We start from the raw sequence: 19,116 nt of genomic DNA, 5'->3' as shown, positions 1-19,116 counted from the left end.
TGGTGATGGGCAACCTGGCCTGCACGAGCCACGGCGCGGCGATGGTGATCCCCGCCGAGGGCTTCGACCCCGCCGCGGCGCTGGGGGCGGTGCAGGCCGAGCGGTGCACCTCGCTGTACGGGGTGCCCACGATGTTCATCGCCGAGCTGGAGCTGCCCGACTTCGAGCGGTACGATCTCTCCTCGCTGCGCACGGGGATCATGGCCGGTTCGCCGTGTCCGGTGGAGGTGATGAAGCAGGTCGTCGAGCGGATGGGCATGTCCGAGGTGGCCATCTGCTACGGGATGACCGAGACCAGCCCGGTGTCCACCCAGACCCGCCCGTACGACTCGCTGGAACGGCGGGTGTCCACCGTGGGCCGGGTGGGCCCGCACCTGGAGATCAAGATCGTCGATCCGGAGACGGGACGCACCGTGCCCTGCGGGCAGCCGGGGGAGCTGTGCACGCGGGGCTACTCGGTGATGTTGGGTTACTGGAACGAGCCGTCCAAGACGGCCGAGGTGATCGACTCGGCGCGGTGGATGCACACCGGGGACCTGGCGGTGATGGACGAGCACGGCTACGTGAGCGTGACCGGGCGGATCAAGGACATGGTCATCCGGGGCGGGGAGAACATCTACCCGCGCGAGATCGAGGAGTTCCTCTACACCCATCCGGACATCCTGGACGCCCAGGTGATCGGGGTTCCCGACCCGCGCTACGGGGAGGAGCTCATGGCCTGGGTGCGGCTGCGGGAGGGGGCCGCCGAACTCACCGCCGAGGCGCTGCGCGAGTTCTGCGCCGGCGAGCTGGCCCACTACAAGATCCCGCGCTACGTGCACGTGGTCGACGAGTTCCCGATGACGGTCACCGGCAAGGTGCGCAAGGTGGAGATGCGGCAGCAGGCCGTGCGGCTGCTCGGGCTGGAGGAGCAGACCCCCTCGTCGGAGTGAGACCGGCTCGGCAGCGGCCCACCCGGGAGCGCCGAACGGTCCGCCGTCGCCGAGGAACCGATCAGAGGGAACCGGCGGGCTGTTCCCCGGTGCCGGTCGCCTCCAGGGCGGCGGCGTCCTCGGCGCCGAACTGGTCCTCCAGCCGCTCGGGGGTGGCGTCCACGTCGATGTGGGCCACGTCCGCGCCGCGTGCCGCCGAGATCGCTCCGAGCCGTCGTCCGGCGCGGTCCGAGGCGTAGGCGGACAGCTCGTCGATGTCGAGCCCGAACGGCTCCCGGTCACCGGCCCACTCCGGGCGCCACTGGATCTGCTGCACCGCCAGCGGCAGCAGCTCGTCCATGCGTCGCTGGACGAGCTCCCAGTTGCGTTCGTCGGCGGCCACGTGCCTGCGGCAGGTGAACGTTCCCCAGGCCATGTGACGCCGTTCGTCGTCGCCGATGCGGCGGACCACCTCCCGCATCCCGGGCAGGATGTCGCGACCGTGGCAGATCTTGTTCCAGGCGTGGTAGCCGGTCAGCGCCAGGGTGCCCTCCACCACGTGGTTGTAGGTCACCGAGGCGCGCACCTGGTTCGCCGGGCTCGGGTCGTGGTGCAGCGAGTCCAGCGCCTCGGGCAGGGCCTCGTAGAAGATCGCCCGGTAGCCGGGGTTGTCGGCCACGTAGTGGTGCAGGTCCTCGGTCAGTCCCACCGCGTCCAGCCAGAGCCGGAACACCTGGGTGTGTTTGGCCTCCTCGAAGAGGAACTGGCTCAGGTAGACCTCGTCGGCGAAGCGTCCCTCGGCGCTCATGGCGGCGATGAACGGCCGCAGGTCCGCGGTGACGGCCTCCTCACCGGCGATGAACTGCGCGCACAGCAGGGCGACGCTGCGTTGTTCCTCCTCGGTGAGGCGGTGGAAGTCCTCCGCGTCCCGGCTGAGGTCGATGTCGGCCGGGTTCCAGAACCTGGCGTTGCCCTTGTCGAACAGCCGCAGCGGCAGCGAGTCCCAGTTGACGCCCCCGGCCCGCAGGGAGTGGAACTCGGTGCGGTGCGCGTCCCGTCCGTCCGGGGTCTCGTTCATGAGTCACCCTTCACCGTGTGTGAGGAAAACAACACGGAGATTTTCGGTACTGTTCGGTTTCGCGTCAAGGGGCGTCACGGCGGGCGCGCACCACCAGCGACACCAGCCCGACACCCAGTCCGAGCGGGCACAGCATCGTCAGGGCGTTGAGCCACCAGGGCAGGTTCCGGTATCCCAGAACCGAGAGGCCGAACACGAGCAGGATCACCAGCAGGCCGACGCAGAACGTGCCCACGGCCACCGGCATCGCGACACCACGGGTGGAGGTGCTCATGTAACCAGCCTATGCGGTGCGCCGACGAACACCGTGCCCACCACGGCACGAAGCCGCCCCGCCGGGACCCCCCGCCCGGGCGGTGGACACCTCCGCCTGAGGCATTGTTGTTCTTCGCAGAACGGGTACGCTTGACGGGACGCGTCCTGGAACGCAGTTGCCGCAACAGGCTCGCAGTGCCCGCGAGGCAGGTAGGCGTATCCGGGGCGCGTTCGTCGTGCCGGGACAGCTTCCGATCGGCGTCGACGCGACTGGCAACAATCGAACGTAGGCAACGGCGTTTCCCGGCAGCCGCCTCCCGCTCTTCTCGGGTGCGCGGTCGGGAACACGTATCTGACAGGGAACGGTGAGGACTGTGCCGACCGGCAGGGTCAAGTGGTACGACGCGAACAAGGGCTTCGGCTTCCTGACCCAGGACGGTGGGGAGGACGTGTACGTGCGGGCCTCCGCGCTGCCGTCCGGGACCCAGGCGCTCAAGACGGGTCAGCGGGTCGATTTCGACCTGGCCCAGGGGCGTCGTGGTCCGCAGGCGCTGCGCGTCCAGTTGCTGGATCCGCCGCCCTCCGTGGTGGAGGCCCGTCGACGCCCTGCCGACGAGCTGCACGGCATGGTCGACGACATGATCAAGTTGCTCGAATCCAGCGTGTTGCCCGAGCTGAACAAGGGGCGCTACCCGGACCGCAAGGTCGCCAAGCGGGTCGGCGGCGTGGTGCGCGCCGTGGCCCGGGAACTCGATCCGGGCGGGTCCTGAAACCGCGGTCCTTCCCCCCGGGCGGGGAGCGGTCAGCTCCGGCTCGCGGCGGGATCCGGCTGTTCGACGTCGATCACCCAGCTTCCGCCGATGACGAACTGCAACCCCTGCGAGTCGTCCATGCTCAGCGTGGCGTAGCGCTGCACCTCGACCTGTTCCAGCTGTGCCCGCGGCTCGGGCAGGTCGAGTGTGTAGCTGAAACGGGTTCCGTGCTCGATGAGGCCGGTGCGGCCCTTGGCCTCCTCACCGGAGGGGGTGCGGTACCTGAACACCACCTGCCACGGCGCGCGCCGCACCTGCTCCGGAACCGAGATCTGCACCGGCTCCCCCGGAGGGACGGTGAGACTGCCCGCCGCGTCCGGACGTGGTTCTGAGCACTCCCGTTCCACGGGGTCGCAGTAGGTGACCGGGTCGACCCGCACGGATTCGCCGTGCGCGTAGAAGGTCACCCGCGGGTCGTGGTCCGCTGCGGAACAGCCCGTCACCACCAGGGCGGTCAGGGCGAGCAGCGCTGTGAGTCCTCGGCGCACGGTGCTGAGCCTACGACCGCGCCCCTCGGCGGCCGTCGCCCGGTCCCCGCCTGGGTGTTCGTCCGCCTTCCGTCCCGGAGACGCACGGCACGGGGCCCGTGCCGTGCTGTTTCCGCGCCGAGGGGCGGCGCGCACCCACGCGCGGGGTGTGATCCGTCCGGTTCAGGCCGGGACGAACCTCACGCGGAACAGGCTGGGCCAGTACTTGCCCGTGAGCAGGAACTCGCCCTCCCGTTCGGTGGCGGCCACGCCGTTGAGCACCCCCGCCGAGGAGACCTCGGCGTCGGTGAGCAGGCCACCGGCGTCCACCACCGCCGTCACCCGGCCCGTGGCGGGGTCGATCCGGACGAGGTGGTCGGTCTTCCAGACGTTGGCCCACACCACGCCGTCGACGCACTCCAGCTCGTTGATCTCCTCCACCGGGTTTCCCTCCAGGCGCACCGTCACCTCCCCGCGTCGGGCGAAGCTCTCCGGGTCGCGGAAGGTCAGCCGCGCCGAGCCGTCGCTCATCACCAGGCGCCGTCCGTCCGAGCACAGCCCCCAGCCCTGTCCGTCGTAGTCCGCGCGCCGGAGCTCCCGCAGGCTGTCCCGGTCCCTGAGGAAGGCCGTCCCGGCCTTCCAGCTCAGCTGCCAGATCCTGTCCCCCACAACGGTGATTCCCTCGCCGAAGAAGCGGCGCGGCAGCTCCACCCGCCGGAGTTCCTCACCGGTTGTCAAGCTCACGGCACGCAGAACCGATTCACCGTGTTTACCGGTGCTTTCGTAGAGTGTGCCCGAGTGCGTTTCCAGGCCCTGGGTGAACAAGGACGGATCATGCGGCAGAACGTGGATCACATCGGCACGCAGGTGTGGCACGCTGCCCTCGTGCCACAAGTCCTGTTCGCTCTGATCGCCGCGTTGGTCGCCGTACTGCTGTGGCTGCGGCGACGTGCCACAACCCGCGACCGTCAGCATCATCAGCGGCACGAGGCACATCACGAGCAGCCGCCCGGTGCCGTCCCGCGGACCCCCGCGGAGCAGTCTCCCGCCGAGCCGGTCACCGCCGACACGACGGAGCGGGACTCGTCCTCGTCCACTCCGAAAACGCACGCCGAGAGCGTGGCACGCCCGCCCACACCGCGAAACACGTGCGGCACAATCGGAAGTGTGACGCCTATGCCTGCTCCGATCAGCGACGTCGACACGGCGCCGGACCCAAGCAACGCTTCCGGAGACGAGCGGCGGCCCGATCCGGATCCGAAACTCGCCGAGGCGGTGGACATCGCGCGTTCCGCCGCCGAGGAGGAGGCAGCGGGCAACGGACCCTACGACTCGCCCGCGCTCGTGATGGAGGCCGAAGGGCCCGCTGTCGGAGAGCACGTCTGTGTCGAGTACGAGTCCGACCACTCCGTCACGCACTACTTCCGCACCAACTACCGGGGCTACGTCGGGTGGCGCTGGGCGGTCACCGTGGCCACCTCCGGGCGGGAACACCCCGTCACGGTCAGCGAGGTGGTGCTGCTGCCCGGTCCGCGGGCACTCGTCGCTCCGGACTGGGTGCCGTGGAGCGAGCGGGTCCGCCCCGGGGACCTGGGGGCCGGGGACCTGCTGCCCAGCGGGCAGGACGACCCTCGGCTGGCCCCGGGCACGCTTCCCGGGGACGACCCGGTCGCCGAACTCGCCTACGAGGTCGACGCGGGTCGGGAGCGGGTGCTCAGCAGGCAGGGCCGGCTGGAGGCCGCCGAGCGGTGGTACCAGGGGGAGTTCGGTCCCGACACCGAGACCGCGCGGCTCGCGCCGGGTCCCTGTGGAAGCTGCGGCTTCTTCCTCCCGCTGTCCGGGTCGATGCGGGCGGCCTTCGGGGTGTGTGCCAACGCGGTGTCCCCCGCCGACGGGCGGGTGGTGCACGTCGAGTTCGGCTGCGGGGCGCACTCCGAGGCCGAGGTGGACACCTCCTCGACCATTCCCGTCGCCGACGTGGTCTACGACGACACCACGCTGGACTACGAGTCCCGGGGCTGACGGCGGTTCGTTCCCCCGCCGTGCCCGCCCGGGGCGAGCGTCACGCCCGCAGGGGGCGGATGCCGTGTGCGGCGCCCGGACGGGAGGTCAGGGTGTGGTGTGCAGGGCCGTCGCTGTGGTGGCGTAGGCGGCGACGTCGGCGAAGTCCAGGACCGTCACCGGCTCGTTGCCCAGCACGCGTGCGTCGTGCCCGGGTTCGACGTGCAGCATCTCCCCGGCCTTGATCACTCCGTGGGCGCCGTTGTCCATGGACACCTGGAGGTTTCCGGTGAGCACGTAGCCCACGTGTCGTTGTTGGCAGCTCGCGGTGCCGACCAGCGGTGCCACGTCCTCGAACCAGTGCCAGCCGGGTTCCAGGACGAACCTGCCGGCCGCCGTGCCGTGCAGGTCGAACAGTTCCAGCCTGCCGTGCGGGAACTCGCGGATCTCGGTGGGATCGGCGAAGGACAGGGACATCAGTGCCTGCATGACTACCCCCTCGGCGGGGCGATTGACCGGGGTCCGTGCCCGGTCGACGACGGTTGTCGGCACACGGGCTCCGCGCGGGTGCCATCGCGCTCCACGGGCCCGCCGCCGGTTTCCGGGCGCTCGCCGTGCGAGAAGCCCACCTGGGAACAGGATACAGTGGCCGGGCACGGAACACAGGGGAAACGCGGATGTTTCCCACCGGTCGATGCTGGGCACGTCGGGTCCCTTCCGGACGTCCGCGCCGGTGGCAGCCGGGGCCTTCCCGGCGGCGGCCACCCGGCCACACCGCTGTGCGAACAGGATCCAGAGGACACAGTTGTTGAGCGATGCATCCCAGGGTCGGGCGGAGGAGCACCTCCCCGCCGAGTCCCGTGACCCCGTGAGCGGCGACCCCTTCGGAACCGCCGACCTGCGCGCCGCCGTGTTGGAGGCGTGGCGGTCCTCCCCGACGCGTTTCCGGGAGGACGCCAACGCCGAGGAGGACCTGCGGCTCGGTGGCTACCGCAACCGTCTGCTGGTCGAGCTCGCCCAGAACGCCGCCGACGCCGCCGCGGCCGAGGGTGTGGCCGGGCGAGTGGAGATCCGCCTCGAAGACGGGGAGCTGCGGGTGGCCAACACCGGAGCCCCGCTGGACGCCGCCGGGGTGGCCGGGCTGGCCGCGCTGCGCGCCTCACCCAAGCGCGACGGAAACTCCGTCGGCAGGTTCGGGGTGGGTTTCGCCGCCGTGCTGTCGGTGACCGACGCCCCACGGCTGGTGTCCACCAGCGGGGCGGTGGAGTTCTCCGCCGAGCGCACCAGGGAGGAACTGGCCGGGTCGGCCTTCTCCGGCTCCGAGGCGGTGGCCGAGGAGCTGACGGCCCGGGACGGGCAGGTTCCGGTGCTGCGGCTGGTCTGGCCGGTGGAGGAGACACCTCCGGAAGGCTTCGCCACCGAGGTCCGGCTGCCGCTGCGTGCCGGGGTCGACGGACCGCGGCTGCTGGACGAGCTGGCCGAGCAGGTCCCCGACCTGCTGCTGGCACTGCCCGCCCTGGGCGAGGTCACCGTGGACCGGCGGACGTACTCCCGTCGGGACCTCGGGTCCGGGCGGGTGGCGGTGCGTTCCCCTGAGGGGGAGCGGGTGTGGCTGCTGCGCCGTGACCGGGGGGAGCTGTCCGGGGCGCTGTCCTCCGAGTTGGGTGTGGAGCAGCGCGACCGAGCCGGGCGGTGGGTGTGCTGGGCGCTTCCGCTGGACGAGCACGGCGGAGTGGCCCCGCTGGACCGGGACGTGCTGCACGCGCCCACCCCCACCGAGGAGCGGTTGTCCCTGCCCGCCCGGCTGCTGGCCGACGTGCCGCTGGAACCGGATCGGCGCAGGGTCGTCTCCGGTCCGGCCACCGAGGCGGTGCTGGAACGGGCCGCGCGGGTCTACGCGGAGCTGGTCTCGGACGTGCCCCCGGCGGAGCGGGTCGCGCTGGTCCCCGTGCCCGACCTGCCCTCGTCCGATGTCGACGCCCGGCTGCGGGAGAGGATCCTCGAACGCCTCTCCGGGGTGGAGTGGTTGCCCACGGCCGACGGTTCTCTGGCCTCCCCTCGGCGGGCGAGGGTACTGGACTTCCACGCGCCCGAGGTCGTGGAGCTACTGGCCGGGGTGGTGTCCGGTCTGCTGGTGGCGGAGTTGTCCGCCCCCGCGCACCGGCGGGCGTTGCGCGCGCTGGAGGTCACCCGGATGGGGGCCGCTGAGCTGGTGGAGCTGTTGGCCGGGTTGGACCGGCCGGCCGAGTGGTGGTGGCGGCTGTACGAGGCCGTGTCCCCCGTGGAGCGCGCGGACGGTACGGCCCGTGGCGAGTTCGCCGCCCTGCCGGTGCCGCTGGCCGACGGACGCACGGTCACCGGGGTGCGGGACGTGCTGCTGCCCGAGGGTGAGGGGGACGACGACCCGGCTGTCGCCGTGGCGCGGCTGGACGTGACCGGGCTGCGGGTGGCCGACCCCCGGGCGGTGCATCCGCTGCTGGAACGCCTGGGCGCCCGCCGGGCCGGTGCCGCCGAGCTGCTGGACACCCCGGCGCTGGCCGAGGCGGTGCACAACAGCGTGGCCGACGCCCGCGCCGGTGCCGATCCGATGCCGCTGGCCGAGGCGGTGTTCGCGCTGGTGGAGAACGCGGGAGGACGCGACTGGCTGGGGGCGCTGGCGCTGCCCGATGTGGACGGGGAGGTGCGTAGGGCCGACGAGCTGCTGCTGCCCGACGCGGCGTTGCTCGACGTGCTGGATCCCGAGGCCGTGGGTGCCGAGGCCCCGCTGGGCGGACTCGATCCGGGCGTGCTCCGGCGGTGTTCCCCCGAGGTGCTGCGTTCGGTGGGGGTGCTGGACTCCTTCGCGGTGGTGACCGAGGAGCAGCCGGACTCGCCGCACGAGGGGTTGGCCGACACCGAACAGTGGTGGTCCGAGTCGGAGCGGGCCCACGGTTCCGAGTGGCCCCCGGCCCGTTTCGTCGGGGTGCGGGACCTGGATCTGGTGGCCGAGGATCGCTGGCCGGCGGCGCTGCGGCTGCTCTGCGCGGACCCGGAGACGCTGGAGGCGCTGCGTGAGCCCGGGGGCTACACCGCCTGGTGGGTGGCCAGGTTCGCCCGTCTGGGCGGGCGCGCTCCCCGGCAGTGGCGGTGCGCCGGGGCGGACTCGCTGGCGGGGCTGTACGACCCGGTGCCCGAGACGGGCCTGGAGGAGTGGCAGCTGCGGCTGGCCGGGGTGCGCACGGAGCTGACGGTTTCCGACGAGTCCGACGCCGCCGACCTGGTGCACCGGCTGGCCGACGCGAACCGTGCCGTGGGGCCGGGGGTCGTGCTGGGCGCGCATCGTGTGTTGGCGGAGGCGGTGGCCTGTGAGCGGTTCGACCCGGCCGAGGTGGACCCGCCGGGGGCGGTGCGCTCCGTCCAGGGTGCCGTGGTGGGTGCCGACCGGGCGGTGGTGCTGGACGAGCCCTGGTTGCTCGGGGTGTTCGAGCCCGCCCTGGTGGTAGCCGGGGGCGCCCCGGACGAGTTCGACGCCGAGTCGCTGGCCGAGCTGCTGGACCTGCCGCTGGCCTCCGAGCAGGGGACCTTCGAGGTGTTGGGGGAGGGTGTCACGCAGGAGTGGGGCGAGGTGGCCCGGGTTCCCGCCGTCTGCGGGTTGTTGGGGTTGGCGGTGCCCTACGGCCGTGTGGTGCTGCGGGACGGTCTGCGGGTGCGCACCCCGGACGGGCGGGAGTATCCCGTGCACTGGTGGGTCGACGGCGTGGGCACCGTCTACAGTGAGCGCTCTCCGGACGGTCTGGCCCGCGCCCTGGCCTGGGCGGCCGATCGCTGGTCACTGCGGTTCGCCTTCGCCGCGCTGCTGGCCGACCCGGCCGCGACGACCCTGCTGCGGTGAGCGGGGGCGGGTGGCGGGATTCACTCGTCGAGTCCGGCCAGTCCCCGCCAGGCTCCCGGGGAGCCGCGTCGGGAGGCCGCCCGCTGCCAGCGGAAGAGCCCGTAGCCGAGCACGCCGAGCGCCGTTCCGACCACACTGGTCCAGAACCGTGTGTCCAGGGCGGATCCGGTCGCCCATCCCCATACTCCGAACACCAGTGCGGCGACCAGCCAGCACAGGGTTCCGGTGAGCACCACCGGTGTGGGTTCGGCGAGTCTGCGGGGAAGGGCGGGAACCGGACGCATCGGTGTCGGGCCGCGTGATGCCTCCGTGTTCTCCTCGGGCACGGGGTGCGAACTCCCTTCCGGGTATGGTTCCGGCGAGGGGCCCGCCGGAGGTGCGCCCGCCGGAGGAGTCCGATACGGGCGGTTTCAGCTTACCGCGCCGTCGTGGATCACCGTGCGTGACACGCGAAATGTCCGGTATTTTGCTAAACTAACGATGTGTCCGATACCGCTGAACGCGAACGCACCCTGGCGAGCAGGCTGCGTATCGCCGTCGTGCGTCTGAACCGCCGCCTGCGTACGCAGACCGAGTCGAACGTCACGCTGTCCCAGATATCGGCCCTGGCCTGCCTGTGGCGCGGTGGACCGCTGTCCCCGCGCGAGCTGGCCTCCAGGGAGGGCGTGCAACCGCCCTCCATGACCAGGGTGATCGCCGCCCTGGAGGAGCTGGGGCTGGTGCGCAGGCGCCCGCACCCCACCGACGGCAGACAGGCCATCGTCGAGCTGACCGAAGCGGGTCAGGAGCGAATGGACCAGGAGGTGTCCGCGCGCGAGCAATGGCTGGACCAACGACTGGCCGAGTTGACCGAGCAGGAGCGCGAGACCCTGGCGAACGCGGCGCGGATCATCGACCGCATGGCCCAGCTGTGACTCCGTCCCCGTCCGTCCGAGTCCACCGATGAGCGTTCCGACCCACCGCACGTCCGAACGAAGCCGCGGGCAGGCGAGTCCGGAGTCGGACTCCGGTCGTGGCCGGATGTTCCGCTCCCTGCGGGAGCGCAACTACCGCTACTACGCCGCCGGGCAGGTCGTCTCGCTCACCGGCACCTGGATGCAGCGCGCCGCCCAGGACTGGCTCGTGCTGGAGCTCTCCGGCGGTTCGCCCGCCGCGCTCGGCGTGGCGGTGGCCCTGCAGTTCCTGCCCACGATACCGTTCACTCTCTACGCCGGTGTGGCGGCCGACCGTTTCGACAAGCGCCGCCTGTTGGTTGTGGTGCAGGCCGGGATGGGGCTGTGTGGACTGGCGTTGGGCGCCCTCGACGTCGCGGGGCTCGTCGAGCTGTGGCAGGTGTATCTGCTGGCCCTGGTGCTCGGTTGTTTCGCCTCCTTCGACGCTCCCGTGCGCCAGTCCTTCGTGGTGGAGATGGTGGGCCCCGCCCAGTTGCCCAACGCGGTGGCGTTGAACTCCATGACGTTCAACCTGGCCCGTATCGTCGGTCCCGCCGTGGCGGGGGTGCTGATCACGGTGATCGGAACCGGACCGGTTTTCCTGGTCAACGGGCTGAGCTCGGCGGCCGTGGTGCTCGGGTTGGTGCTGATGGACCCCCGGCGGCTGTACCGCTCGGCCGCTCCGACGGAGGGGCGCGGACGGCTCCGGGAGGGGCTGGGTTACGTCGCGGCGCGGCCCGAGCTGGTCGTGGTGCTGGCCCTGGTGTTCTGCGTGAGCACCTTCGGGATGAACTTCGAGAACGCCTTCGCCGTGGTGGCGCGCAACGTGTTCCACCGTGACGCGGCGGGGTACGGGCTGTTGATCACCTCCCTGGCCGTGGGCACGCTGACCGGGGCCGCGCTGGCGGCCCGGCGGGCCGGTGGGCGGCCCCGACTCCGGCTGGTGTTCGGGGGAGCGGCGGCCTTCGGGGTGCTGGAGGCCCTGGCCTCCCAGATGCCCACGTACCGGAGTTTCGCCGTGGCGCTCGTTCCGGTGGGGATCGCGGTGATGACGTGCACGACGGCGGCCAACGCCACGGTTCAGCTGTCCGTGGATCCCGCCGTGCGGGGCAGGGTCATGGGCCTCTACATGATGTTGTTCCTCGGTGGCAGACCGATCGGGGGATTGCTTTCCGGGTGGTTGGCCGAGATCTTCGACGGTAGGGCACCGTTGTTGCTCGGCGGTCTGGGGGTGTTGTCGGCCAGCGCGCTCGGGGCGGTGGTGCTGCTCCGGAGAAATCACGGGTTGCCCAAACAGGCAGGTTAGGCTAACCTAAATGATGTCCGCTTCGTGGTGGGAGCGGCAGTCAGTTCGGGAACCCCGCGGGCCCGTCGAGCGACGCTCGGCGGGCCCGTTCCACGAGAACGCCCCTCTCGGGTCCGAAGTGGAGCAAAGCGGGGACACGAGGCCGGGGAGGGCAGGCACAACGCGGCCGAGAGCAGCTAGACCGGCCAGGCCGCCCGGCTCCACCGTGGACGCCCGGCCCGCTGTCGGCGCTGTTGCGGTCCCACGGCCCCCGCCGCGAGGTTCCTGATCGTCCCCGTGGCCGTCCTCACACGAAACGGGGCTCCCGCCGTGGTGGCGGGAGCCCCGTCGGACCGGCAGCTCGGCTTGTCGGAGCATTCACTGCCGGAGTCGGGAGAGCGGGCCCCGGTGCCGGGAGGGGCGCGGCCCGGAACTCCGGTCGTGTCAGGACTGGGGCAGCCGCAGTCCGTTGTAGCCGGCGCGGGCGTCGGCGAAACGACGCGAGACCTCGTCCCAGTTGACCACGTTCCACAGCTGCTGGACGTAGTCGGCCTTGGCGTTCTTGTACTGCAGGTAGTAGGCGTGCTCCCAGATGTCGAAGACCAGCAGCGGCGTGGTGGCGATCGACAGGTTCGAGTGGTGGTCGCGCAGCTGCTGGGTGATCAACCGCTGCCCCACCGGGTCCCAGGCGAGCACGCCCCAGCCGTTGCCCTGGATGGTGGTCGACACGGCCTCCATCTGGGCGCGGAACTTGTCGAAGGAACCGAAGTGCTCGTCGATGGCCGCGGCGAGCTCACCGGTCGGCTTGTCGCCCCCGTCCGGGCTGAGCACCTTCCACCAGACCAGGTGCATGGAGTGCCCGGCCAGATTGAACGCCAGGGTGGTCTCCAGCCCCACGATCGAGGAGAAGTCGCCCTTCTCCCGGGCCTCGGCGATCTTCTCGATCGTGTCGTTGGCCCCCTTCACGTAGGCGGCGTGGTGCTTGCTGTGGTGCAGTTCGTTGATCTCCCCAGCGATCGCCGGCTCCAGCGCCGAGTAGTCGTAGTCCAACTCGGGCAGCACGTACTGAGCCATGAACCCTCTCCCTGTTGCGTATGGGTTGCGACAACGAGTCTGACGCAATTGCATCACAATGGCAAACGAGCCGAGTGTGCCGGGAGGGGTGCGTGACGGGAGTCGACGGGGTTTTCAGCCCACCGGCCAGGTGTGCACCGGGTCCCCCGAAGCGCCCAGGGTCGTGTAGCGCCGCAGCATCTCCACCAGCGCCGTGCGCCGGTCGGTGTGCCGTTGCAGGGCGAGCACGGTGTCCCGTTGCCAGTCGGCGCCGGTCTGCCGTGCCTTGCAGCGTTGTTCGAGCACACCGAGGTGGCGCTGGCGCACCGCCTCGGAGACGCCGCAGGACTCCAGTCCCTCGTGGGCGAGGGGGAGCAGTTTGCGCAGCACCAGCTCGTCGGGGGGTATCCATCCCGTGCCTGGCCAGTAGAGGCTGGCGTTCATGCCGTGCCGGGCTCCGTTGTAGAAGTTCTCCTCGGCGGCGGCGAAGGACATCTGGCTCCACACCGGACGGTCCTGCTCGGCGAGGGCGCGCTGGGCTCCGTAGAAGAACGCGGCGTTGGCCAGCATGTCGATCACGGTGGGTCCGGAGGGCAGCACCCGGTTCTCCACCCGCAGGTGCGGGACACCGTCCACCAGGTCGTAGACCGGTCGGTTCCAGCGCCAGATCGTCCCGTTGTGCAGACGCAGTTCCGAGAGGTTCGGTGCCCGCCCCGCGTCCAGCGCGGCCACCGGGTCCTCCTCCTCCGGCTCCGGCATCAGCGCCGGGAAGTAGCGCACGTTCTCCTCGAACAGGTCGAAGATGGAGGTGATCCAGCGGTCCCCGAACCACACCCGGGGGCGCACGCCCTGGTTCTTCAGTTCCTCGGGCCTGCTGTCGGTGGCCTGCTGGAACAGCGGGACCCTGGTCTCCTGCCAGAGGGCCTTGCCCAACAGGAAGGGCGAGTTCGCCCCCACGGCCACCTGAACCCCGGCCAGGCACTGGGCGGCGTTCCAGTGCGCGGCGAAGTCCTCCGGGGAGACCTGCAGGTGCAGCTGCACGGAGGTGCAGGCCGAGGAGGGCAGGATGGACTCCGCGTGCGAGCGCAGCCGCTCCTGCTGCTCGTGCTCCCCGAAGGGCGTTCCCGCCATGTGCAGCAGGATCTCCTCGCCGCGTGCGGCGCAGATCTGGCGGTTGAGCAGTTCGTAGCGGGCGGGCCGGGACAGCCACCTCGGGTCGAAGTGGGCGCTGCGCAGTGTGGGCAGGGTGCCGATCATCACGAGCCTGGCCCCACTGTCCCGCGCCTTGGCGTCGGCGTTGACCAGGGAGGTGCGCAGCTCGTCCTCCAGTTCGAGGGCGCCTCCGCCCGCCAGCATGCGGGGGCGGACGTTGAACTCGATGTTGTGTTGGCCCAGTTCGGTGGTGAACGAGGGGTTGTCGATCTTCTCCAACACCTCGGCGTTGGACATCGCCGGGTCCATCGCGTCGTCCACCAGGCTCATCTCCATCTCCAGCCCCATCTGCTGATGGGGGAAGGAGAAGTTGCCCTCGGCCAACATGCGCGCCAGCGCGTCCAGGCCGCGCTGCATCTTGTCCCGGTACCGCTGCCGATCACCGGGGCGGAACGCCCGGTTGGCCACATGCTTTCCCATGCCGCGTCACCCCGATCCCACCGGCGCGAAATCGGCAGCTTCCGTGCTGGTCAGCGCCGGATTCCAACGGTGGCACACCCCGTCGTGGGATGGCCAGCGTCCAAAACGGTGGCCCCCTACGGCGAACGGGTAACGGCTCGTGATCACCTTCCGTGAGGATCCGTCCACGGGGTGGAGAGCTTGTCCTCCGTCAGGTTGACACCCGCGCAGCGCGGCCGGGGTGGGTCAGCCCGTGGCGCTCGGCGAGACCCCACGTCGGCCCAGCGTCAGGTACACGGTCAGCGAGGCCGCCACGACCGTGAACATCACCAGCACCATCGGCAACGCGGAGTCCACACCGCCCAGTCCCACCAGGGGCGCGGCCAGCGCCCCAACCACGAACTGGGAGACACCGAGCAGCGCCGAGGCGCTTCCCGCGACCTCGCGGTGTTCGGCCAGCGCGAGCATCGTGGTGTTGGGCAGCACGAACCCGAGCCCGGAGATCATCACGAACAGTCCGGCCAGCAGCACCGGCAGCGGCAGTCCCAGCAGCACGGCCGAGACCAGCACCAGCCCGGCCAGGGTGCAGCCGACCAGGGCGGTCAGCAGCAGCTGGGACTCCGTGGCCACCCGGCCGACCAGCCGGGCGTTGGCCTGGCCACCCGCCACCAGTCCCACCGCGTTCATCCCGAAGACCAGGCTGTAGGTCTGCGGGGAGAGACCGTGGATGTCCTGCAACACGTAGGAGGAGCCGCTGATGTAGGAGAACATGGCCGCCATCGCCAGTCCCGCCGCCAGCGCGTTGCCGAGGAAGGAGGGAGTGGACAGCAGCCCGCCGAAGGTGCGCAGCGTCGCCCCCACCCGCAGGGGCGTGCGCCACCGCCTCGGCTTGGTCTCCGGCAGGGCGAGCAGGGTGACCAGCAGCAGCGTCACGGCGAAACCGGACAGCACCACGAACACCCCGCGCCAGGTGGTGTGGGCCAGTATCTGGCCGCCGATCACCGGGGCCAACACCGGGGCCAGCCCGGTGACCAGCATGAGCGCGGAGAAGAACCGGGCGGCCTCCACCCCGGAGTAGAGGTCGCGCACCGCCGCCCTGGCTATCACCATCCCGGCGGCGGCCCCGAAACCCTGTAAGGCGCGCAGGACGGTCAGGGTGTGGATGTCGCCCGAGACCGCGCACAGCACCGAGGCCGTCAGATACACCACCAGCCCCACCAGCAGGGGGGTGCGCCTGCCCACCGCGTCGCTGATCGGTCCGGCCGCGAGCTGACCGAAGGCCAGTCCGAGCAGCACGGCCGTCAGGGTCAGCTGTCCCTGCGCCGAGCTGGCGTGCAGCTCCTCGGTCAGCTGGGGCAGCGCGGGCAGGTACATGTCGATGGTCAACGGCCCGAACGCGGTCAGACCACCGAGGATGAGCGCGAACCGCGCCTTGCGGCGCAGCGTCGAGTTCTCCGCCGAGTCCGTGGCGGAGGGTTCGGCGCTTCCGGGCTCGGAGGCCTGTTCGGCCGGGGCGGTGGTGTGGGCGGAGTCGTTCCGCTGGGCGTCGTTCATGCGCGCGGACCTTCCCGTGTTCCTGCCGACGTCGGATCCACCGGAGTAGAACACCTCGCCGGGGCTCGTTATGCCTGCCACGGTCGGATTCCGTGCGGGATTCATTTTTCCGTGGCTGACGGAACCGGGGCCGCGGGAGGACATCGGGACCGGGTGGTCGGCGTCCCTCCGGAGGTCGGGATGGGAAGATGCGGTGCGTGGCCAGATTGATCGAAGTGACCGACCCGGAGGATCCCGCGGTCGACGATTTCCGCGATTTGACCACGGCCGATCGCCGTCCCGACCGTCCCGGAGGGCGGGGGCTGGTCATCGGGGAGGGCAGGCTGGTGGTCGAACGGCTGCTGGACTCGCCGTACCCGCTGCGCGGGCTGCTCGGGGAGCGCCGCCGCCTCGACGCGCTGGCCGACTCCCTGGAGCACCTGGACGTGCCCGCCTACGTCGTGACCCCGGACGTGTTGGCCAAGATCGTGGGCTTTCACCTGAACCGGGGGGTGCTCGCCGTGGCCGACCGTCCGCCCGAACCCGACCCGGTCCGGCTGATCGAGAGCTCCCGCCGGCTCGCCGTGCTGGAGGGCGTGGTCGACCACGAGAACCTGGGCGCGATGTTCCGCAACGCGGCGGGCCTGGGCCTGGACGGGGTGTTGCTCGGCAAGGGGTGCTCGGACCCGCTGTACCGGCGCAGCGTCCGGGTTTCCATGGGGCACGTGCTGCGGGTGCCCTTCGCCCGGTTGAACGAGTGGCCGCGGGACCTGGAACTGCTCGGGGCCGCCGGTTTCCGGGTGGCGGCGTTGGCGCCCCGCCCCGACGCCGTGCCGGTCGGCCGGGCCGGGCTGTCCCGGGGGAGGGTCGCGGTGCTGCTGGGCTCGGAGGGACCCGGGCTCAGCGAGGGAGCGTTGCGGGCCGCCGACCTCACGGTGGGGATCCCCATGGCCCGGGGGGTGGACTCGTTGAACGTGGCCGCCTCGGCGGCGATCGTCTTCCACGCGATGAGCGAGGAGTCGCTGGGCTGAGGAAGGCCCCGACCGGGCCTGGAGCCCGTTCCGAGAAGCAGTCGAGAGACCACGAGGTGGCTGGTGAACAGTGCTGCCCGCGAGGAACCCGAGCTGGAACTGCGCGCGGGACGGGGCGGTGCGGTGCTCGTGGACACGGTCGAGTGGCTCGGTCTGTCCCCCGAGCACCTGGGAGTCTCGGCGGAACTGGCCGCCGCGCTCGGGGAGTGGGCCGAGGTGATCGAACGGATGCGTCGCGGGGAGCTCGCCGCCGAGGAGGTCGGGCCGGTGGTGGCGCGCCGGGGCGAGCGGCTGGCCGCGCGGCTGGCCACGGAGACCGGTGAGCCGATCGGCTACCGGGACCCGGTGGGCGGGCAGCTGCGCCGGGTTGCTCCGCCGGGACACGGCCGGGGGGCCGGACGGGGCCACGAGGAGGTGTCGCCGTCGCGGGCCGCCGTGCCGTGGCGGACCGGTCTGACGGTGAGTGCCCTGACGAGCGCGCTGGTCGCGGTCTCGCTCGTGGTGGTCTCCCTCGGTATCGGCGAGGTGAGTCCCGTGCTGGCCGTTGTGATCAACCTCGCGGTGGCCTGCGGGTTCGCCCCGTCGATCTGGCTGGGGCGCCGCGTGCCGGTGTGGCGGTGGACGGTGCTGGGCCTGGCCTGCGGGATCGGGATCTCCTGGGTGGTGCTGCCGTTGAGCCTGCTGGGGTGATCCCCCGGAAGAAGTGACTTGCCCCGGCGACCCTCTCCGGTGTGACACGACGGTCGTGGTCTGTGGGTTCCTCGTTGGGCACAATCAAGGTCATGTCAGCGCCCGCACGCGTGTTGTTCCTGACCGGTGCTCTCGCACTGGTGGTCAGCCTGGTCGCCGCAGTGGCTCCGGGGACGGACTACCTGGCCTGGATCGCCGGAACGGTCGGTGCGCTCGCCGTCGCGGGGGGATTCGTGGCCCGGGCCCTCGCCTCCGATCTCGACGAGGACTCCGGCGGTCGACGTCCCCTCCCCCGAAGACCTCGCGGCACCGTGTTCGGCGGTGGTTCCGGGACGAGTCTGCTGGAACGGGCCCGACAGCGCCGACGGAACGCCACGACCGGCACGCCCCCGAGCGAGACCGGAAGCGCGGAGACCGACGAGGTCGACCGGAGCCTGGGGTGAGGCCCGGAGCGGACACCGGGTCCCGCGTGGGCCGGTCGGGCGGGACCCGGTCCCGGATCACCGGTTGGAACGCACTCCCAGCAGCACGTCCTCCCAGGAGGGGACGATCGGGTGGTTCTTGCGTCCCTGCGGTGGGTCGGTCTCCTCGTCGGAGAGCTCGGCCTCCGTGTCCGTCTCGTCCTGGGCGGGCTGTTCCGCCGTGGAGGTTCCGTGGCGGTCCGTCTCGCGCGGTTGGCCGTTCTCGGCCGAACCGGGCACGGAGCTCACCAGCGAGCCCGTGCTCACCGGCGGTACATGAGGAGTCTTCACGCTGGCTTCCTCCGCGCCGTCCCCACCGCGTGCCCCGCTCGCCGGGCTCTGTCCGAGCACGGGTGCCGGGGTCTCCCGCAGGCTGGCGTGCCGTTCGCCGTCCTCCGCGTCCTCGTGGTCGAGTTCGAGCGCCTCGCGGGCGAGCTCGGTGACGGGGCGTACGGTGCGCAACGGTCGGCTGGGTGAGGGGTCGAGCAGGTCGAGGGCGTCCTCGTCCAGTGGGGAGATGGTTCCGCCCTGGGTCCCCGGGTGGTAGCTCCAGTGGGCGGTGTTCTCCGTGCACCCGGCCCGCCAGCTCAGCGAGACGATCCAGGTCCCGTCCTCGCCGCGCCAGGAGTCCCAGGACGTCTCGTTGTGGTCCTGGCCGCGCATACCGAAGGTGTGGGCCACCACCTCACCGAGGGTCTGCACGTCCGGGCCGTCCTCCCGGACCGGATGCGCTCGCTGGGCCCGCTCGGCCACTTGGGCGCGCTCCAACAGCACGGGGTAGGCGTAGCGTTCGACACGCTGTTCCGGAATCCCCGCCGCCGCGGCTATCTCCTCCACGGAGGCACCGGCCCGAACCCGTGCCTGGATCTCCCGCGGGCGCATCTGGGACTCCATCTCGATCTGCACCTGACCGAGACGGGTCAGGTCCCCCCGTGCGGCGGCGCGCAGTCGCTCGTCGGCGGGCACCGCGAAGCGTTCGCCGTTGTCGGGGTCCTCGCAGACGACCGTCTCGCCGTCCTCTTCGAGTCCCACCACTCGCAGCGTTCGCATAGGTGCCTCCCCGCGCCTCCCGCTGACTTCAGATCACCAAGTTATAACGATAACCCGGCGGGTCGCGGTTACGGG

General features: G+C 71.2%; 19 protein-coding genes. 9 read left to right on the top strand and 10 right to left on the bottom strand.

The genetic code is table 11. The features are described 5' to 3' along the window. On the top strand, positions 1–932 hold a 932-nt coding region (locus ACTMO_RS21240; protein WP_033401556.1), incomplete at its 5' end, for an AMP-binding protein. Positions 933–993: 61 nt separating this feature from the next. Here the strand turns inward: ACTMO_RS21240 and ACTMO_RS0115655 are convergent. Then, entirely contained in the window at positions 994–1,989 is a 996-nt protein-coding gene (locus ACTMO_RS0115655; RefSeq protein WP_019855636.1) for a R2-like ligand-binding oxidase, read from the bottom strand. A 64-nt stretch (positions 1,990–2,053) separates the two neighbouring features. Next, positions 2,054–2,263 carry a hypothetical protein gene (locus tag ACTMO_RS0115650; RefSeq protein ID WP_019855635.1) on the bottom strand — a complete coding sequence of 70 codons (210 nt, stop codon included), beginning with the start codon at positions 2,261–2,263 and terminating at the stop codon, positions 2,054–2,056. Positions 2,264–2,618: 355 nt separating this feature from the next. Here ACTMO_RS0115650 and ACTMO_RS24135 point away from each other — a divergent pair, with 355 nt between their 5' ends. Next, positions 2,619–3,014 (top strand): cold-shock protein, encoded by a 396-nt coding sequence (locus ACTMO_RS24135; protein ID WP_019855634.1) that lies wholly within the window; start codon positions 2,619–2,621, stop codon positions 3,012–3,014. Positions 3,015–3,046: 32 nt separating this feature from the next. On the opposite strand, the gene ACTMO_RS0115640 is transcribed toward ACTMO_RS24135, so the two are convergent. Together ACTMO_RS0115640 and ACTMO_RS0115635 are read right to left on the bottom strand one after the other, a co-directional pair. Continuing rightward, the gene (locus ACTMO_RS0115640; protein WP_019855633.1) at positions 3,047–3,544 is read right to left on the bottom strand and encodes a DUF2771 family protein; all 498 of its coding nucleotides are present in this window, start codon (positions 3,542–3,544) and stop codon (positions 3,047–3,049) included. A gap of 162 nt (positions 3,545–3,706) precedes the next feature. Continuing rightward, complete coding sequence (locus tag ACTMO_RS0115635; protein WP_019855632.1) at positions 3,707–4,519, bottom strand: glutaminyl-peptide cyclotransferase; 813 nt, start codon at positions 4,517–4,519, stop codon at positions 3,707–3,709. A 180-nt stretch (positions 4,520–4,699) separates the two neighbouring features. On the opposite strand from ACTMO_RS0115635, the gene ACTMO_RS0115625 reads away from it, so the two are divergent. After that, positions 4,700–5,545 carry a DUF3027 domain-containing protein gene (locus ACTMO_RS0115625; protein WP_019855630.1) on the top strand — a complete coding sequence of 282 codons (846 nt, stop codon included), beginning with the start codon at positions 4,700–4,702 and terminating at the stop codon, positions 5,543–5,545. Positions 5,546–5,632: 87 nt separating this feature from the next. On the opposite strand, the gene ACTMO_RS0115620 is transcribed toward ACTMO_RS0115625, so the two are convergent. Further along, entirely contained in the window at positions 5,633–6,076 is a 444-nt protein-coding gene (locus ACTMO_RS0115620; RefSeq protein ID WP_245556208.1) for a cupin domain-containing protein, read from the bottom strand. 316 nt (positions 6,077–6,392) lie between these two features. On the opposite strand from ACTMO_RS0115620, the gene ACTMO_RS0115615 reads away from it, so the two are divergent. Next, on the top strand, positions 6,393–9,395 hold the full coding sequence (locus tag ACTMO_RS0115615; RefSeq protein WP_019855628.1) for a sacsin N-terminal ATP-binding-like domain-containing protein: 3,003 nt from the start codon (positions 6,393–6,395) through the stop codon (positions 9,393–9,395). A gap of 20 nt (positions 9,396–9,415) precedes the next feature. On the opposite strand, the gene ACTMO_RS0115610 is transcribed toward ACTMO_RS0115615, so the two are convergent. Continuing rightward, positions 9,416–9,721 (bottom strand): DUF2530 domain-containing protein, encoded by a 306-nt coding sequence (locus ACTMO_RS0115610; RefSeq protein WP_211212975.1) that lies wholly within the window; start codon positions 9,719–9,721, stop codon positions 9,416–9,418. 156 nt (positions 9,722–9,877) lie between these two features. On the opposite strand from ACTMO_RS0115610, the gene ACTMO_RS0115605 reads away from it, so the two are divergent. Both ACTMO_RS0115605 and ACTMO_RS0115600 read left to right on the top strand, forming a co-directional pair. Then, positions 9,878–10,309 carry a MarR family winged helix-turn-helix transcriptional regulator gene (locus ACTMO_RS0115605; RefSeq protein ID WP_019855626.1) on the top strand — a complete coding sequence of 144 codons (432 nt, stop codon included), beginning with the start codon at positions 9,878–9,880 and terminating at the stop codon, positions 10,307–10,309. 28 nt (positions 10,310–10,337) lie between these two features. Beyond that, positions 10,338–11,633: an MFS transporter gene (locus ACTMO_RS0115600; protein ID WP_019855625.1), complete on the top strand. Its 1,296-nt coding sequence runs from the start codon at positions 10,338–10,340 to the stop codon at positions 11,631–11,633. Positions 11,634–12,056: 423 nt separating this feature from the next. Here the strand turns inward: ACTMO_RS0115600 and ACTMO_RS0115595 are convergent, their stop codons facing one another. The 3 genes from ACTMO_RS0115595 to ACTMO_RS0115585 form a co-directional block, all read right to left on the bottom strand. Then, positions 12,057–12,686, bottom strand: coding sequence for a superoxide dismutase (locus ACTMO_RS0115595; protein ID WP_019855624.1), 630 nt, complete (start codon positions 12,684–12,686; stop codon positions 12,057–12,059). Positions 12,687–12,800: 114 nt separating this feature from the next. Then, positions 12,801–14,297, bottom strand: a complete 1,497-nt coding sequence (locus tag ACTMO_RS0115590; RefSeq protein WP_026449289.1) for a glutamate-cysteine ligase family protein — start codon at positions 14,295–14,297, stop codon at positions 12,801–12,803. A 225-nt stretch (positions 14,298–14,522) separates the two neighbouring features. Further along, on the bottom strand, positions 14,523–15,830 hold the full coding sequence (locus ACTMO_RS0115585) for a Bcr/CflA family efflux MFS transporter (RefSeq protein WP_033401994.1): 1,308 nt from the start codon (positions 15,828–15,830) through the stop codon (positions 14,523–14,525). A gap of 188 nt (positions 15,831–16,018) precedes the next feature. On the opposite strand from ACTMO_RS0115585, the gene ACTMO_RS0115580 reads away from it, so the two are divergent. The 3 genes from ACTMO_RS0115580 (at position 16,019) to ACTMO_RS0115570 (ending at position 17,973) form a co-directional block, all read left to right on the top strand. After that, positions 16,019–16,840, top strand: a complete 822-nt coding sequence (locus ACTMO_RS0115580) for a TrmH family RNA methyltransferase (protein ID WP_033401555.1) — start codon at positions 16,019–16,021, stop codon at positions 16,838–16,840. Positions 16,841–16,903: 63 nt separating this feature from the next. Beyond that, positions 16,904–17,530 carry a DUF2537 domain-containing protein gene (locus ACTMO_RS0115575; RefSeq protein WP_019855620.1) on the top strand — a complete coding sequence of 209 codons (627 nt, stop codon included), beginning with the start codon at positions 16,904–16,906 and terminating at the stop codon, positions 17,528–17,530. Between the two features lie 92 nt (positions 17,531–17,622). Then, entirely contained in the window at positions 17,623–17,973 is a 351-nt protein-coding gene (locus ACTMO_RS0115570; protein ID WP_157062911.1) for a hypothetical protein, read from the top strand. A 57-nt stretch (positions 17,974–18,030) separates the two neighbouring features. On the opposite strand, the gene sepH is transcribed toward ACTMO_RS0115570, so the two are convergent. Then, positions 18,031–19,041, bottom strand: coding sequence for a septation protein SepH (sepH, locus tag ACTMO_RS0115565; protein WP_019855618.1), 1,011 nt, complete (start codon positions 19,039–19,041; stop codon positions 18,031–18,033). Positions 19,042–19,116 lie beyond the last annotated feature (75 nt).

It is taken from the genome of Actinopolyspora mortivallis DSM 44261, assembly GCF_000384035.1.
GTDB classification, from domain to species: domain Bacteria; phylum Actinomycetota; class Actinomycetes; order Mycobacteriales; family Pseudonocardiaceae; genus Actinopolyspora; species Actinopolyspora mortivallis.
The sequence above is the reverse complement of the archived record's forward strand: the minus strand, read 5'-3'. Positions and strand labels throughout refer to the sequence as shown.

Coding starts and splice junctions, on each gene's coding strand:
- ACTMO_RS0115655 (WP_019855636.1), bottom strand. CDS start 1,989: ATGAACGAGACCCCGGACGGACGGGACGCGCACCGCACCGAGTTCCAC.
- ACTMO_RS0115650 (WP_019855635.1), bottom strand. CDS start 2,263: ATGAGCACCTCCACCCGTGGTGTCGCGATGCCGGTGGCCGTGGGCACG.
- ACTMO_RS0115635 (WP_019855632.1), bottom strand. CDS start 4,519: ATGTGCCTCGTGCCGCTGATGATGCTGACGGTCGCGGGTTGTGGCACG.
- ACTMO_RS0115625 (WP_019855630.1), top strand. CDS start 4,700: ATGCCTGCTCCGATCAGCGACGTCGACACGGCGCCGGACCCAAGCAAC.
- ACTMO_RS0115600 (WP_019855625.1), top strand. CDS start 10,338: ATGAGCGTTCCGACCCACCGCACGTCCGAACGAAGCCGCGGGCAGGCG.
- ACTMO_RS0115595 (WP_019855624.1), bottom strand. CDS start 12,686: ATGGCTCAGTACGTGCTGCCCGAGTTGGACTACGACTACTCGGCGCTG.
- ACTMO_RS0115590 (WP_026449289.1), bottom strand. CDS start 14,297: ATGGGAAAGCATGTGGCCAACCGGGCGTTCCGCCCCGGTGATCGGCAG.
- ACTMO_RS0115585 (WP_033401994.1), bottom strand. CDS start 15,830: ATGAACGACGCCCAGCGGAACGACTCCGCCCACACCACCGCCCCGGCC.
- ACTMO_RS0115580 (WP_033401555.1), top strand. CDS start 16,019: ATGCGGTGCGTGGCCAGATTGATCGAAGTGACCGACCCGGAGGATCCC.
- ACTMO_RS0115570 (WP_157062911.1), top strand. CDS start 17,623: ATGTCAGCGCCCGCACGCGTGTTGTTCCTGACCGGTGCTCTCGCACTG.
- sepH (WP_019855618.1), bottom strand. CDS start 19,041: ATGCGAACGCTGCGAGTGGTGGGACTCGAAGAGGACGGCGAGACGGTC.